General features: G+C 66.1%; 14 protein-coding genes. 8 read left to right on the forward strand and 6 right to left on the reverse strand.

Going from position 1 to position 15,490, the window contains the following annotated elements:
• Positions 1–234 precede the first annotated feature (234 nt).
• Positions 235–933, reverse strand: coding sequence for a GntR family transcriptional regulator (locus tag AAFP30_RS19120; RefSeq protein WP_419231563.1), 699 nt, complete (start codon positions 931–933; stop codon positions 235–237).
• A 140-nt stretch (positions 934–1,073) separates the two neighbouring features.
• Here AAFP30_RS19120 and AAFP30_RS19125 point away from each other — a divergent pair, with 140 nt between their 5' ends.
• Genes AAFP30_RS19125 through AAFP30_RS19150 form a run of 6 tightly spaced genes read left to right on the forward strand, consistent with a single transcriptional unit; the run spans position 1,074 to position 7,703 of the window.
• Positions 1,074–1,934, forward strand: coding sequence for a fumarylacetoacetate hydrolase family protein (locus tag AAFP30_RS19125; RefSeq protein ID WP_419231564.1), 861 nt, complete (start codon positions 1,074–1,076; stop codon positions 1,932–1,934).
• Between the two features lie 4 nt (positions 1,935–1,938).
• Complete coding sequence (locus tag AAFP30_RS19130; protein WP_419231565.1) at positions 1,939–2,859, forward strand: VOC family protein; 921 nt, start codon at positions 1,939–1,941, stop codon at positions 2,857–2,859.
• A 45-nt stretch (positions 2,860–2,904) separates the two neighbouring features.
• A complete protein-coding gene (locus tag AAFP30_RS19135) occupies positions 2,905–4,668 on the forward strand; it encodes an FAD-dependent monooxygenase (RefSeq protein ID WP_419231566.1) in 1,764 nt (587 codons plus the stop codon).
• A 5-nt stretch (positions 4,669–4,673) separates the two neighbouring features.
• Positions 4,674–6,362, forward strand: a complete 1,689-nt coding sequence (locus tag AAFP30_RS19140) for an FAD-dependent oxidoreductase (RefSeq protein WP_419231567.1) — start codon at positions 4,674–4,676, stop codon at positions 6,360–6,362.
• A 30-nt stretch (positions 6,363–6,392) separates the two neighbouring features.
• The gene (locus AAFP30_RS19145; protein WP_419231568.1) at positions 6,393–6,860 is read left to right on the forward strand and encodes a nuclear transport factor 2 family protein; all 468 of its coding nucleotides are present in this window, start codon (positions 6,393–6,395) and stop codon (positions 6,858–6,860) included.
• A 15-nt stretch (positions 6,861–6,875) separates the two neighbouring features.
• A complete protein-coding gene (locus AAFP30_RS19150) occupies positions 6,876–7,703 on the forward strand; it encodes a mycofactocin-coupled SDR family oxidoreductase (protein WP_419231569.1) in 828 nt (275 codons plus the stop codon).
• On the opposite strand, the gene AAFP30_RS19155 is transcribed toward AAFP30_RS19150, so the two are convergent.
• Complete coding sequence (locus AAFP30_RS19155) at positions 7,687–8,259, reverse strand: TetR/AcrR family transcriptional regulator (RefSeq protein WP_419231570.1); 573 nt, start codon at positions 8,257–8,259, stop codon at positions 7,687–7,689. The two genes, AAFP30_RS19150 and AAFP30_RS19155, sit on opposite strands and share 17 nt — an antisense overlap.
• Positions 8,260–8,331: 72 nt before the next feature.
• Here AAFP30_RS19155 and AAFP30_RS19160 point away from each other — a divergent pair, with 72 nt between their 5' ends.
• Positions 8,332–9,183 (forward strand): alpha/beta fold hydrolase, encoded by an 852-nt coding sequence (locus AAFP30_RS19160; protein ID WP_419231571.1) that lies wholly within the window; start codon positions 8,332–8,334, stop codon positions 9,181–9,183.
• 124 nt (positions 9,184–9,307) lie between these two features.
• Here AAFP30_RS19160 and AAFP30_RS19165 read toward each other — a convergent pair whose 3' ends face one another.
• The 3 genes from AAFP30_RS19165 to AAFP30_RS19175 form a co-directional block, all read right to left on the reverse strand.
• Positions 9,308–10,381, reverse strand: a complete 1,074-nt coding sequence (locus AAFP30_RS19165; protein WP_419231572.1) for a phosphotransferase family protein — start codon at positions 10,379–10,381, stop codon at positions 9,308–9,310.
• Positions 10,378–11,643 (reverse strand): acyl-CoA dehydrogenase family protein, encoded by a 1,266-nt coding sequence (locus AAFP30_RS19170; protein WP_419231573.1) that lies wholly within the window; start codon positions 11,641–11,643, stop codon positions 10,378–10,380. The genes AAFP30_RS19165 and AAFP30_RS19170 overlap by 4 nt, the downstream gene beginning before the upstream one ends.
• A gap of 146 nt (positions 11,644–11,789) precedes the next feature.
• The gene (locus AAFP30_RS19175; RefSeq protein ID WP_419231574.1) at positions 11,790–12,350 is read right to left on the reverse strand and encodes a phosphatase PAP2 family protein; all 561 of its coding nucleotides are present in this window, start codon (positions 12,348–12,350) and stop codon (positions 11,790–11,792) included.
• A gap of 76 nt (positions 12,351–12,426) precedes the next feature.
• Between AAFP30_RS19175 and AAFP30_RS19180 the strand changes: the two genes are divergently transcribed.
• Positions 12,427–14,592 carry an MMPL family transporter gene (locus AAFP30_RS19180; protein ID WP_419231575.1) on the forward strand — a complete coding sequence of 722 codons (2,166 nt, stop codon included), beginning with the start codon at positions 12,427–12,429 and terminating at the stop codon, positions 14,590–14,592.
• On the opposite strand, the gene AAFP30_RS19185 is transcribed toward AAFP30_RS19180, so the two are convergent.
• Entirely contained in the window at positions 14,593–15,450 is an 858-nt protein-coding gene (locus tag AAFP30_RS19185) for an AraC family transcriptional regulator (protein ID WP_419231576.1), read from the reverse strand.
• Between the last annotated feature and the right edge of the window lie 40 nt (positions 15,451–15,490).

Genomic DNA, 15,490 nt, shown 5'->3' on the forward strand with positions numbered 1-15,490 from the left:
TACTTCCACCCTCCTCGCCAAGAAGCTCCTCAATGTCGCCGGTGGGAAACTCGTACGTGAGCGCATTGCGGAGGGCCGCCAACTTGCGTGCCTGCGATTGCCGGGGCTGCTGTGACCGCGAATCACACAGTGCTGCTGCACGCACCCATTCGGACACGGTCTTGCCCTGACGCTGGGCGAGCGCCTCGATCTCGGCATACTCGCCGTCGTCCATCACAACTTGCAGGAGCCTGCTCATTCGACGGTGTCCTCGGCATGAATCGCTTCCCCCACCTCGACGAGCAACCGGGTGGTGTGCGCGATGTGGTCCCGCAACGCCTCGACGGCGCCGTCCGCATCGCGGGCCAACGCGAGTTCCATGATCCGTCGGTGTTCGGCGGCGAGGTCGCGGTCCTTCTCCCCGCCCAACTGCTGCGACCACCGACGGTAGAGTTCGGCCTCGTCGCGCAGGCCGTTGGCCATGTGGAAGAGCCGCCGATTGGCACAGCCTTCCAGCAGCGCGCGGTGGAAATCGGCGTGCGCCTCCGCCCACCCCTCGGTGATGCGCACGGGTACCGAGTCGGTGAGGAATGGCGTGCCCTCCATCCGGTGATGGGCGGCCACCACATGCGACTCCCAGGCCAGATCGCCGTCGCGGATCGCTCGTGCGAAGACGAGACCTTCCAACTCGAGACGCGCATCGGTCAGTTCCAGCAACCGATCGGTCGAGATGTCGGTGACCGTGAACCCGACATTCGGTTCCGTGGTCACCAGACCTTCGGCCGCCAATCTGGTCAGTGACTCGCGGATCACGCTCATGCTCGCATCGCATTCGGCAGCGAGTTCGGAGAACTTCAGCCGGGTACCGGGCAGGAACTTGCCGCTGAGGATTCCCGCACGGAGCCACTCGTAGACGGAGTCGCTGCGGGTGCGCTTACGTTCGCCGACCTTCATGAGTGCACCCTAGCGCACATTCAACCCAATTTACGCGGATGGGAATTATTTTCGAAAATCTATTGCTTTGACGAATGTGTCGGCGTAAACATGAAGCAGAGCACGTGACCGGCATCACGTTCACCACGAAGGAGCAAGCAATGCGATTGGCAGTCATCAAGAACCGGACCCTCCTGGTCGACGAGGCGCTCGATCGTGGCGTCGACGTCGCCACGGCCAGCGACGGACGCTTCGGACCGGACCCGACGTCGATCTATGACAACTGGGAGGCGTTCGCCGAGTGGGCAGCGTCGGTCACCCCGGCCGACGGGAACGCGATCGATGCGGCCGCGTTGGGGAACCCGATTCCCGAGCCACGCCAGGTGTTCGCGATCGGCCTCAACTACGCCGAGCATGCCGCCGAATCCAAGTACGAGGTTCCCGATCTCCCGCCGGTCTTCACCAAGTACCGCACTTCCCTGGCCGGCCCCGTCGAAACCGTCGAACTGCCCGGTCCGAAGGTCGACTGGGAGGTCGAGCTGGTCGCGGTGATCGGACGTCATGCGCACAACGTGCCGGAAGCCGAGGGCTGGAACTACGTCGCGGGACTCACCGTCGGACAGGACATCTCCGAGCGCGCCACTCAGTTCAATGCCACGCCACCGCAATTCAGCTTGGGCAAGTCCTATCCGAAGTTCTCCCCGATGGGTCCGGTAGTGGTCACCCCTGATGAGCTCGCCGACCGTGACGACGTCGAGCTCGGCTGCTCCATCAACGGTGAACAAGTCCAGAAGGGACGCACCTCGGAGATGATCTTCTCAGTTCCGCAACTGGTTTCGTACCTGTCCTCGATCACTCCGCTGCTCCCCGGCGACGTGATCTTCACCGGTACCCCATCCGGAGTCGGGCTGGGCCGCACCCCGCAACGGTTCCTCACCGATGGTGACGTCCTCACCTCCCGGATCTCCGGGATCGGCACCATCGAGCAGCGGTTCGTCGCCGCCGAGACGCAGAACGGGTGATCGCATGTCGTTACATCGACTGGCTTCGGTCACCATCGGCGTACCCAACGTCGACGAAACCCGCGACTACTACGCCGAATTCGGCTTGACCGCCGGCGACGACGGTTGGCTTTCCACCCGCGACGGCGGGGACCAACTGCGGATCGTCGCCGCACCCACCCGCCGGCTCATGGAGCTCGTGGTCGGCGCCGACGACCTCGACGACATCGAACGAGTCGACCACGAGTTGCGGTCCAAGGGATTTCTGTCTCGACGCGAGGGCGATTCTGTCGTCGCCGAAGAACCGGTGGCCGGTATCCGCGCCACGGTGAAGGTGCTGCCACGAATTGTGCAGGACCGGCTCGAACCCACGCCGTACAACGGTCCGGGACGGATCGACCGCGTCGGGCGCGCGCCGGGAGTCCTGCGCGACTATCCGATCAAGCCCCGCAAGCTCGGTCACGCCGTGATCGGCTCGACCGACTACGAGGTGACCCGCCGATTCTTTGTCGACGGCCTGGGTTTCAAGGTCAGCGACCACATCAAGGGACACGGCTCATTCCTGCGGTGCTCGTCGGATCATCACAACATCCTGGTGCTGCAGTCCCCCGTCAACTACCTCCACCACACGTCGTGGCAGGTCGACGACATCGACGACGTCGGACGCGGCGCGCACGCCATGTTGGAGGGTAACCCCGAACGCCACGTCTGGGGCCTGGGCCGTCATCACGCCGGCTCGAACTTCTTCTGGTACTTGAAGGATCCGGCCGGCAACTTCTCCGAGTACTACGCGGACATGGACTGCATCCCCGAGGACGAACTGTGGACCCCGGAGGACCTCGAAGGTGCTCGCGGCCTGTTCAGCTGGGGTCCGCCCCCACCGCCGAGCTTCCTGGCACCAGAAGATCTCGCCGCGATGATGACCGGTGCGCACAGCGCACGCTGAAATCCCTTTCACCCCACCATCCTTCCCCACGGAGGTCGATCAGTCATGGAAACGATCACCACTGATGTCCTGATCATCGGGGCCGGCCCGGCCGGTCTCACCGCAGCCGCATTGCTCGCCAAGTACGGCGTCAACGCCCTCACGGTCAGCCGGTACTCCGGTACCGCCAATTCGCCTCGCGCCCATATCACCAACCAGGGATCGATGGAGGTCTTCCGCGATCTCGGTATCGAAGACCGGGTCCGTGCGGCGGCCGTGCCCAACGAGTACATGGGCAACAACGTCTGGGCCACCAGCTTCGCCGGCACCGAGATCGCGCGCCTGAAGTCCTGGGGTTCCGGCACTTTCCGGCTCGCCGACTACACCGCCGCGAGTCCGACGGAGATGTGCAACATCCCGCAGCACGTCCTCGAGCCGATCCTGCTGCAGGCGGCCCGCGAGAACGGCGCCGAGTTGCGATTCAACACCGAGGCCGTGGAGATCAGCCAGACCGACGACCACGTGGACGCGGTGGTTCGCGAACGCACCACCGGGACCGAATACCGCATTCGCGCAAAGTATCTCATCGGGGCCGACGGCGGCCGATCGACCGTCGCCGAGCAGCTGGAGTTTCCGATGCGCGGCGAGATGGGACTCGGTGCGGCGATGAACATCTGGCTCGAGGCCGACCTCACGAAGTACACCGCGCACCGTCCGGGCACCCTGTACTGGATGGCGCAGCCGGGTAACGACTATTGGGTCGGCAGCGGCACCTGGATCTGTGTGAAGCCGTGGTCGGAATGGGTTCTGCTGTGCATGTACGACCCGGCCGAGGGCGAACCCGACACGTCCGAGGAGGCAGTGATCGAACGGGCCCGCACCACCATCGGCGACGACTCGATCGACATCCGCATCAAAGCCGTCAGCAAGTGGCAGATCAACCACGTCATCGCCGATACCTTCCAGCAAGGCCGGGTCTTCCTGGCCGGTGATGCGGCACATCGACATCCGCCGGCCAACGGGCTCGGCACCAACACCTCGGTGCAGGACGCCTTCAACCTCGCGTGGAAGCTGTCGTTCGTGCTACATGGTTGGGCGGGTGAGCAATTGCTCGACACCTACACCGCCGAACGTCAACCCGTGGGCGAGCAGGTCGTCGACCGCGCGATGCAGAGTGTGCGCGACATGTTGCCCGTCTCCCAGGCCCTCGGTTTCGAGCCCGGCCAGAGTTCCGAGGACGGCTGGCGCACCCTGGAGGAGATCTTCGCGCCGACCGCGCGCGGCGAAGAGCGTCGCCGGGAACTCGACGCCGCCGTCGACCTGCAGAACTACCAGTTCAACGCGCACGGAGTGGAACTGGGACAACACTATTCGTCGTCGGCGATCGTCGACGACGGCACCGACTATCCGACGACCACACGCGATCCGGAGTTGTACTACCACCCCACCACCCATCCGGGTGCGCGACTGCCCCACGCCTGGCTGCAGCACGGCACCGACGAGGTGTCGACGATGGACATCACCGGGCATGGCGCACTGACCCTGCTCGTCGGCGAAAATGGACAGGACTGGCAGGACGCCGCCGAAAAGCTCGCCGACGAGTTCGGCATCAACCTGCCGGTCCGCCGCGTCGGCGTCGGCTGCAGCTACGACGACGTACTCCGCACCTGGACCGGCCTGCGTGAGATCGGCTCCAACGGCGCATTACTGGTTCGCCCCGACCATCATGTGGCCTGGCGTGCAGCCGATTTCACCGAGGTACCGCTCGAATCGCTACGCAACGCACTCGCCGCCGTTTTGCACTCGTCCGACACCACCCGAGGAAAGTGACCACGATGACCAACCCTGTTCCCGGCCGGGAATCCGCGTCCCCGGTGACCACCACGCCCGCCCCTGATGTCGTCACCGACATCGTCGTCGTCGGAGGCGGTGGTGGCGGACTACCGGCCGCCTTGTTCAGTCGCTGGCATGGCGACGACGTCGTCCTGCTCGAGAAGGCCGACCAGTTGGGCGGCACCGCACGCAAGGCCGCGTTTTGGTACTGGGTGCCCAATAACCGGCCGCTCCGCGAGGCCGGCATCGAGGACCGCGAAGAGGACTACCTGCGCTTCGTCGCTCGTCTCTCCCGTCCCACACTCTACGATCCGTCGAGCCCCACCCTCGGAGTTCCGCCCAACGAGTACGCCGCCTACCGCGCGATCTACGAGAGCGCCTCGCCGGCAGCTGAATTGCTCGCCGACAAGGGCGCCCTCCCGTACCGGCACGTCCCCGACGCCTACGACTATTGGTCCGACATCGAGGAGGACAAGACACCGCAGGGGCGGGTGCTCATCCACGCCGACGCCAAGGAGACCATGGCCGACGGTGGTCTGCGCAGCATCGAGAGCATGACCGCCGCCGCGCTGCGCGACGGGGTCGACATCCGACTCGGGCATCGGGTGCAGCGCAGCATCATCAGTGAGGGTCGGGTGGTCGGCGTACAGGCAACCACCGCCGACGGCGAGACGGTGACGATCCTGGCACGCAAGGCCGTGATCTTCGCGACCGGCGGATTCACGCACGACGCCGAACTGCGCCGCAATTTTCTGTCGGTACCGTTGTTCCCGGGATGTGCTGCGACCACCAACGAAGGCGACTTCGTGCGGATCGCCGCTTTCGCCGGAGCGCAGACCCGCAACATGAACTACGCGTGGATGTGTCCGCTCTCGCTGGAGAAGGCTGTCCGCGATCCCGCATCCCTCATCGGAAGCTTCTGCATCGCAGGCGATTCGACGCTGTTCGTGAACAAATACGGTCACCGAACGATGAACGAGAAACTCCAGTACAACGAACTGGCGCAACGGTTCTTCGAGTGGGATGCGCAGCGCGCCGAGTATCCGAACCTGGTGATGGTCCAGATCTGGGACGAGCGCAGCCAGGAACACAGCGCGGACACCGAATACGGCCGCCTCATCCCACCGCCCGGCACCGACGACTCCCACGTCATCCACGGCAAGACTCTGGAAGAGTTGCGGGACAACCTCGCCGAGCGACTTGCGCAGTATCGGGAACACACCGGCGGCGTCGACCTCGACGACGACTTCCTGAGCAATCTCGAGGCGGCGATCCAGCGGTTCAACGGTTTTGCCCAGGCCGGCGTCGACGACGACTTCCATCGCGGCGAGAAGCCGGTCCAGTTGATGTTCAACGGTGCCGTCAAGGAGGAACCCGGGCGCACCAACCCCACCATGTGGCCACTGTCCGAGACCGGCCCATACCACGCCGCACTCCTCGTCGGCGGCACCCTGGACACCAAGGGCGGACCCAAAACCGACACGGAGGGAAGGGTTCTCGACGACAGCGATGCCGCCATCCCCGGACTCTTCGGCATCGGTAACTGTGTCGCATCGTCGTCGGCCCAGGCCTACTGGGCCGGTGGCGCCACCCTCGGCCCGATCATCGCCTTCGCCTACCGTGCAGCGCAGGCCGCCCACGACACCGAGTCCGCCGATCTCACCACACCCGCACGATCAGCAACCGCCTGACCGTCTTCCATCACCCGAAAGGACACCATCATGACCATCTCAACGCAGACCATGACCCGTGAACAACGCAAATCCGTTGCGCTGGAATACTTCAAACGCTTCGACGGCGGCGGTGACGTCCTCGGCCTGTTCGCCGACGACGCCACCGTCTACTTCCCCAAATGGGGTGTCGCGCAAGGTAAGGAAGAGATCGGCCGGATGTTCGGCGACGTCGGCTCACTGTTCGTCGCGATCAACCACTACCCCGAGTACCTCAAGTTCATCATCGAGGACGACATGGTCGTCGTCGAAGGTATTACATCGGGTGTGACCGCCGACGGCACCGAATGGCGGGCCGGTGTCACCCATGCCGGACGGTGGACCGACGTCTTCGAGATCCGTGACCACCAGATTCATCGGTGCTACATCTACCTCGATCCCGACTATGCCGGCGCCGACACCGCCCGCTATCCCTGGCTGGCCGAAGCCGAAGCCCCAGCCGTCGCAGCAACCCACTGACCAGAGAGGACACCCATGAGCATCGAACTCCCACTGGAGGGCAAGGTCGCATTCGTCACCGGCGCCGCACGCGGTCAGGGACGGCAGCACGCCCTGACGCTCGCTCGCGCAGGGGCCGACATCGTCGCCATCGACCTGTGCGCCCAGCTCCCCACCGTCCCCTATGCCATGTCCACGCCGGATGATCTCGATGAAACCGTCGGACTCATCGAGGGCACCGGCCGCAAGATCCTCGCACGGGTTGGCGACGTCCGTGACTTCGCCGCACTCAAAGTGCTCGCCGACGACGCGGTCGAGCAGTTCGGGCACATCGACATCGTCTGCGCCAATGCCGGTGTCTACTCCTTCGGCCCGATCAGCAGCCTCGACATCGATGCCGAACGATGGGCCGAGATCGTCGGCACCAACCTGACCGGCGTGTTCAACACGATCAAGGCCGCTGTTCCGCCGATGATCGAGCGCGGTGCCGGCGGATCGGTGATTCTCACCAGCTCCACCGCCGGCATCAAGGGTCTGCGCTCGATGGCCGACTACACCGCGTCCAAGCACGGCGTGGTCGGACTCATGAAGACCTTCGCCAATGAATTGGCGCCGCACAACATCCGAGTGAATACGGTCCATCCGACCGGGGTCCGCACCGACATGGTCGACAACCCACAGTTGTCGGACTGGTACGCAGCGAACCCGGACATGGCGAACAACGTCAGCGGCAACCTACTGCCGGTTGATCTCGTTGAGGCGCAGGACATCAGCGAAGCCGTACTGTTCCTCGCGTCGGACTCGTCGCGATACATCACCGGCGTCCAGCTCCCCATCGATGCGGGGTTCACCGAGAAGGCGTGAGCACCTTCGCATACGACGACATGGCGCGACCGGCGCTGCGCAGCGGCTCTGCCGAGCGCAGCGTCCGGGCCATGACGAAAGCGCCCTCGAGGGCGGCCACGATGGCGGTCACGAGATTGCGCGCGTGCTCGCGGTCGTATCCCTGTGCCGCAACGAGTTCGGTCCCGCCGTCGATCCACCCCTGGATGATCTCGGCGACGACGTCACGGAGGTCGGGTTCGATGTCGGCCACCTCCCCGGCGACGGTCCCCACCGGGCACATGTTGACCCAACCGGTGCTCTCGATATCGGCGCCCGCCTGATCGAAGGCTTGCTCGATGGCCGACGGGAGGTCGTCACCGGTGGCGAGCAGTCCGCCGACCAGTTCGGCGTAGGCCGCACCCATGTCACGGAGAGCGGCGGCCGCGATCTCACCCTTGCCCCCGCGAAAGTGGTGGTAGAGCGATCCATTCGGCACGCCCGCCGCGTCGATGATCTGTTTGATCCCGGTTGCGGCGTAGCCCTGGCGCCGCAGGAGCTCGCCCATCGCCACAGTGATTCGCTGGTCGGTCTGCACCCTTCACATCCTAGGACATTTGCTCTAGAGTGTTTTCTCTAGAGAGATTACTCCAGCCGAGGGGATCGTTCCGTGAAGCGAGTCGAACTACCAGCCGGGCCCATCGAATACGCCGACGACGGCGAGGGTCGACCCGTGGTCCTGCTCCACGGGCTCTCCATGGACGAGTCACTGTGGAGCACGACGATGCCCTTTCTCCCGGACGGCTTCCGTTACCTCCGCCCAGTGCTCCCCTTGGGAGGACACCGGATCCCGATGCGGCCGGACGCCGACCTGTCACTGAACGGGCTGGTCAACCTGCTCGCCGACTTTCTCGACGCCCTCGATCTGCACGATGCGACGCTCGTGCATTCCGACTGGGGCGGAAGCCTTTTCCTCACCGCGATCGGGCGGGACGAGCGCGTCGGCTCTATGGTGATTCTTCCCTGCGAGGCGTACGCGAACTTCCCGCCGGGATTGCCCGGACGGATGGCGACGCTCGCGACCAAGCTTCCCGGCGGGATCACACTCGCGCCCCGGCTGATCCGGGTCGGCTGGCTGCGGCGCACACCCTTGTTGTTCGGGTGGATGACTCGCAAGCCCATGTCCGACGATCTCGTTCGTCGGTGGACCGAGCCGAGTCTCACGTCTGCCGGGGTGCGACGAGATCTGGAGAAGTACACCGCGACCGTCTTCGACAGTGCCGAGCTGATCCGGCATACCGAGGCGCTCAGCGGGTTCGGCGGCGAAGCCCTGGTGCTGTGGTCACCCACGAACAAGGTGATGCCACCCGAGCATGGGCGGCAGCTCTCCGACCTGATCCCGCAGGCCCGCTACGCCGAGATCCGCGATGCCGCGGTGTTGTCGATGCTCGATCAACCGGCCGAGGTTGCCCGTGAGATCGGGGCTTTCCTGAAGGCGCTCAGTCGACGGTCAGCCGGTTGAGCAGCTACAAGCTGAGACCAGTCGAATGTTCTTCCCCCCGTGGTTCGTTCGTCGGTACCGTGCAAGGGTCAGACGAACGGACAACGGGGGGACGAACCTAGGAGCCGAGCGCCGTGCACCCCACTCAGCCGGCGATCACCGCATTGAGCTTGTCCTCCACCAGCTTCACCGCCATCCCGAGGCGGGCGTAGGCCTCGTTGGTGGTCTGGCCGTGGTAGTAGCGGTAGTAGATCTGCTGGGCAATGACGGCCTGACGGAAGTAGCCGAACGCCTCGTACCAGCGCCAGCGATCCGGTGACATCTCGAAACCCATACGCTCGCAGTACCGTTCGACGAACTCCGCGCGGGTGACCATGCCCGGTAGATGGGTGGGGACGCGACGCATCGTCTGCGAGAGTTCGTCGTCGTCGGCCTGCACCCAGTAGGCCATCGACCCGGCGACATCCATCAGCGGGTCGCCGAGGGTGGCCATCTCCCAGTCGAGGATGCCGATGACCGTGGTCGGGTCGTCGTTGGCGAGCACCACGTTGTCGAGTTTGTAGTCGTTGTGGATCACGCAGTTCGCGACGTCGTCGGGTTGGTTCTCGGCGATCCACGACATTGCCGCCTCGTAGTCGGGGACGTCGTCGGTGCGGGCGTTGCGGTAACGGGCGGACCAGCCGTCGACCTGCCGCCGGACGTAGCCGAATCCCTTGCCCAGGTCGGCAAGTCCGGCCTTCTCCGGATCCACCGAGTGGAGTTCGACGAGGACGTCGATGAAGTTGTGGCACAGTTGTCGTGCCTGCTCGGGGGGTAGCGAGACACCGGGTGGGAGTTCGACGCCGGCGATGATGCCGTCGATCTTGCCCATCGCGTAGAACTCGGCGCCGAGCACCGAGGTGTCGTCGCAGAACGCCACCATCGGCGCGATATACGGCAGCACCGACGCCAGTTTCGACTGAATCCGGTACTCACGTCCCATATCGTGGGCGCCCTTGGCCTTGGTCCCCCGCGGTCCGTGCCGCAGGATCAGCTCCCGCGTCGGATAGGTCAGCAGGAACGTGAGATTCGATGCGCCACCGGAGAATTGCTTGACCGCCGGCGCCCCGTCCAGTCCGGTCGAGTCGTCGGCGTGAGTGCGCAGCCACTCGGCGACGACCTCCACATCGAACGCATCCTCGTCGCGCACATCCTGCGCCCCGGCCACCTGACCACTCATCGTCGCCCTCCCTCTCGGTACTTACCCAACTCGATCCTCGCAACCACCCCGCGGTGCACTTCATCCGGCCCGTCCGCAAGCCGCAGCGACCGCGCGCCCACCCACGCCGATGCGAGTGGGAAGTCGTCGGTGAGCCCGGCGCCGCCGTGCAATTGGATCGCCATGTCGATGACGTCGAGGGCCATGTTGGGCACCTCGACCTTGATCTCGCTGACCGCCGACACCGCCTCGGGCGAGAGCCCTTGATCCAGCAGCCACGCGGCGTGCAGCACCAGCAGCCGGGAGCGGTTGATGGCGATGCGGGCGTCGGCGATCCGTTCGCTGTTGCCGCCGAGTTTGGCCAGCGGCTTGCCGAAGGCGGTGCGCTCCAACGATCGTCGCACCGCGAGTTCGAGCACCCGCTCGGCCAGTCCGATCGCCCGCATGCAGTGGTGGACCCGGCCGGGGCCGAGGCGTCCCTGCGCGATCTCGAACGCACGCCCCGGTCCGAGCAGGATGTTGGACGCGGGGACCCGCACGTCGTCGAAGGACACCTCGCCGTGCCCGAGCGGTTCGTCGTAGTAGCCCATGGTGGTGAGCATCCGGTCGACGGTGACGCCGGGGGTGTCGATCGGCACGAGGACCATGGTGTGCCGGGCGTGGCGATCGGCGGTGGGGTCGGTAACACCCATGAAGACCAGGATCTTGCAGTCCGGGTTGCCGACGCCGGTGGAGAACCACTTGGTGCCGTTGATGATCACGTCGTCGCCGTCGAGGATCGCGGTGGCGGCCATGTTGGTGGCGTCCGACGACGCGACGTCGGGTTCGGTCATACAGAAGGCGCTGCGGATCTCACCGCGCAGCAACGGTTCGAGCCATTGCGCGCGTTGGGCGTCGTCGCCGTAGCGCAGCAACACCTCCATGTTGCCGGTGTCGGGGGCGTTGCAGTTGAACACGATCGGCGCGAGCATCGACGATCCCATGGCCTCGGCGATCGGCGCGTAGTCGAGATTGCTCAGTCCCTCACCGCCGTCGGTACCGAAGTCGGTGGCGTAGCGACCGGCATGCTCCTTGGGTAGGAAGAGGTTCCACAAGCCGGCCGCCCGCGCCTTGGCCTTGAGCTCGGCGAGTTGCGGGGGCGGTGTCCAGCGGTCCTCCCCTGCCTCACGGCGACGCACGATGTCGCGGTGTACCTCGGGTTCGATGGGCGTGATCTCGTCGGCCATGAAGGTGCGGACGCGGTCGGTCAGCTCGGCCGACCGGGGAGACGCAGAGAAATCCATGTCCTCGAACGTAGTCTCTCGGACGATCTGCACACGTGAGTTTCCTGATTGTGCTGAGTGGCCTCGATGCGTTCGTCGCAAGCTCCTCACTCACTCGACCAGCGGAAAAGCGAGTGGCCTCGATGCGTTCGTCGCAAGCTCCTCACTCACTCGACCAGCGAAGAGGGCTTACTCAGCGGTGCGACTCGCGCGAGTACCGCCGCGCAGACGGCGACCCACAGCGCGCCGACGATCCAGCCGGCCAGCACGTCGGTGGTCCAGTGCACGCCGAGGTAGACGCGGGTGCAGCCGATGGCGATCGACCACAGCGGCGCGATCGCGAGCACCCACGGGTGTCCCCGCACCCAGTTGCTGAGCCGGTACGCCGCCACCGCGAAAAGGCCGAACACGATCATGCTCATCATCGCGTGCCCCGACGGGAACGAGTAGGTGTCGATGTCGATGAGCCGGTCGTGCACCGGCGGGCGGGACCGGCCGAAGATGTTCTTCAGCCCGACCATCAGGAACAGGCCGAGCAGCGAGCCGACGCTCACGAGTACGGCCTCCGGGTAGGCGCGGCGCACGAGAAGGAACACCGTCACCGCGACGACCGCGACGGTGAGGACCACGGTATTGCCGGTGACGGTGATGGCGTGGGCGATGGTCTCGCCCAGCTCGGTCCGGCCCGCGACCACGCGATCGGTGACGGCGCGATCGAACGCACTCAAGTGACACCCAAGCGTTCCGCAAGTCATGGCGCCCACCCTAACGGGGACATCACCGCATCCACCGAAAGGCAAACCCATGCATCCCACCGTCCTCTACCGGATGGGCCGCGCCTGCGCCGCGCATCCCAAACGCGCCATCGCCGCGTTCTTCGTCGGACTCGGCATCCTGCTGGCCGTGTCGTCGGCCGTCGGCGGCCAGACCCAGGAGAACTGGGACGTCACCAACACACCGTCGCAGGTCGGCATCGACCTGCTGCGCGAGCACGTACCGGGCGCCGGAAACGCGTTCGCGCGGGTCGTCGTCCATTCCGACGACGGCACGATCCCGACCGGACAACTCGATGAACTCCACACCCGGCTCGCCGGCCTCGACCACGTCGTGACGGTCAGTCCTCCCCAGTTCAGCAGCGACCACGACACCGCGGTGCTCACCGTCGGCTACGACGTTCCGGTCACCGACCGCGACATCATGGGCGACGCCACCCCGTTGAATGACGCGGTCGCGCCTGCGCGTGCCGCCGGGCTGCAGGTGGAAATGAACGGGTCGGTGCCGGAGACCGCGGCCGCCCCGATCAAGGGGCACGCCGAGATCATCGGCATCACCCTGGCGCTGCTGATCATGGTGGTCGCGTTCGGGTCCGTGCTCGCCGCAGGCCTGCCGGTGGTCACCGCGATCGCCGGGTTGGTCGCCGCGTCGGCCGGGGTCACCCTGCTGGCCGCGGTGATGAAGGTCAGCCCCACCGCACCGATGGTGGCCAGCATGGTCGGCCTCGGCGTCGGCATCGACTACGCGCTGCTGGTGGTCAGCCGGCACGTCGATTTCCTGCGCGACGGACACGACCCCGTTGAGGCCGCCGCCCGATCGGTGGCCACCGCGGGACGGTCGGCGGTCTTCGCGGCGACGACGGTACTGGTGTCGCTGATGGGTCTGCGGCTGGCGGGTCTGCCCACCTACTCCTCCTTCGGTTTCGCGACGGCGATCGCGGTGGTCGCGATGCTGGCGGCGACGTTGGTGCTGGTGCCGGCGGCCTGCCGGATGGCCGGGCAGCGCATCATCCCGCGTAAGGTTCGGAAAGCCGTTGTCGTAGAGCCTGCCTCGCGTCCACCGCGGACCGCTCGGTGGGCCGCTCGGGTGGGCGCACATCCGGTGGCGGCGGTGGTGCTGGGCCTGATCGTCATGCTGGCGCTGGCCGCACCGGCCGTGTCGATGCGGACCTGGACGTCGGATTCGGGTGCACAATCCACCGAGTTGACCACCCGCCGCGCCCACGACGTGCTGGCCGCCGAGTACGGTCCCGGCATCAACGCCGAGGTGGTCGTCGTGGCGCCCGCCGAGTCCGTGGATCAGGCCGCGTTGGCCGATGCGTTGACCACGATCGCCCGGGTACCGGGTGTCACGTCGGTGGCACCGATCACCGAATCACCGGACCGCGCACTCGGAATCGCGCCGATCACCATCGGCGTCGATCCGGCCTCTGCCGATACCGCGGAGATCCTCGACGCGGTGCGCGATCGGTTGCCCGCCGGGGCGATCCTGACCGGAGAAACCGCGTACTACAACGACATCGCACAAATGCTGGAGCGTCGACTGTGGTTGGTGGTCGGCTTCGTCGTCGCCGCATCGGTGGTGCTGCTGACGGTGCTGTTCCGATCGGTCGTGGTGCCCATCAAGGCGGCGTTCATGAACCTGCTGTCGGTGGCCGCCGCCTACGGAGTGATCACCGCGGTGTTCCAGTGGGGTTGGGGACTCTCGTTGCTGGGCGTGGATCATCCTGCGGCCGTGTCGAGTTGGGTGCCGATCCTGATCTTCGCGATCCTGTTCGGGTTGTCGATGGACTACGAGGTGTTCCTGCTCTCGCGGATTCGGGAGGACTGGCTGGCCACCGGTGATGCGCGGGCGAGCGTGATCAGCGGACTGGCCAAGACCGGGCGGGTGATCACCACGGCGGCAGCGATCATGGTCGCGGTGTTCCTCAGCTTCGCGTCGGAAACCGACGTCATCATGAAGACCCTGGGCCTGGGGATGGCGGTCGCGGTGCTGCTCGACGCCACGCTGGTTCGAATGGTGTTGGTGCCGGCCACCATGACGCTGCTCGGCCGATACAACTGGTGGCTGCCCACCTGGCTCGACCGACTGCTCCCCCATGTCGGGATCGAGGGTGCGGCAAGCGATTCGGCGGAGATCGCGCCGCGCACAGCCGATCCGGATGACGAGCAGACTCCGGCGGGAGTGCCGGTCTGATCACCCGGTCGCCGAGGTGCCGGTCGTCGCTGTGGCGGCCGGCACCTCGGCGCGATCGGTGCGGAGGCTTCCCGGACTCACCCCGGTCTCACGTTTGAACGCTGCGGCAAAGGCGGATTCGGAACCGTAGCCGAGCCGGGAGGCCACAGCCGCAACGGTGAGGTTCTCGTCGCGCAGCAGGGTGCGGGCGCGTTGGACCCGAATGGCGGTGACATACCGCATCGGCGGTTGTTGCAGCAACGCAACGAATCTCGCACAGAACACCGTCCGCGACAATCCCGCCGTGGCAGCCAGCGTCGCCACATCCCAGGGGCGGCCGGGGGCATCGTGTACCGCGAGCAGTACCCGTGCGATAGCCGGATCCCGCAGCGCCGCCAGCCAGCCGGTCGCCTCCGATGTTGTTGCGTAGTGGCGAAGCGCTTGCACCACAAGGGCATCCGAGAGCCGTGCCTGCACCACCGGGCCGCCGGCGGCCGACTCCCCGGCCTCGGCGACGAGGGCGTCGACGACGGCTCCGACGCCCGGCGACTCCGAGCGGGACACTGTGACGACGTGTGGCAGGGCGGCCAGGACCGGGTGCTCGCTCTCGCCGACCAGGAAGGCGCCACACAGAATCGTGCACGCCACCGGCATGTGGAGTGCGTGCGGATCGCCGCGCGGCAGCACGACGACGTCGCCCTCGGACAACGGGCTTGTTCCGTCGGCCGTTCGGAGGACGCACCGGCCGTCGAGCACCGCGTGCACGCCTCGAAGACCATCCTGGGAGAAGTCGAGGTCGGTCCCCGCCGCACATTCGAGGCGGCGGTAACCGACTGTGTCGAACCGCAATTCACCGACGACGGTGGTCAAGGCATCCATCGTCGGCCATTCCGGATGAACGCGCACAGATCCCGGACGT

The sequence above is a fragment of the Gordonia sp. CPCC 205515 genome (assembly GCF_048537925.1).
GTDB lineage: Bacteria > Actinomycetota > Actinomycetes > Mycobacteriales > Mycobacteriaceae > Gordonia.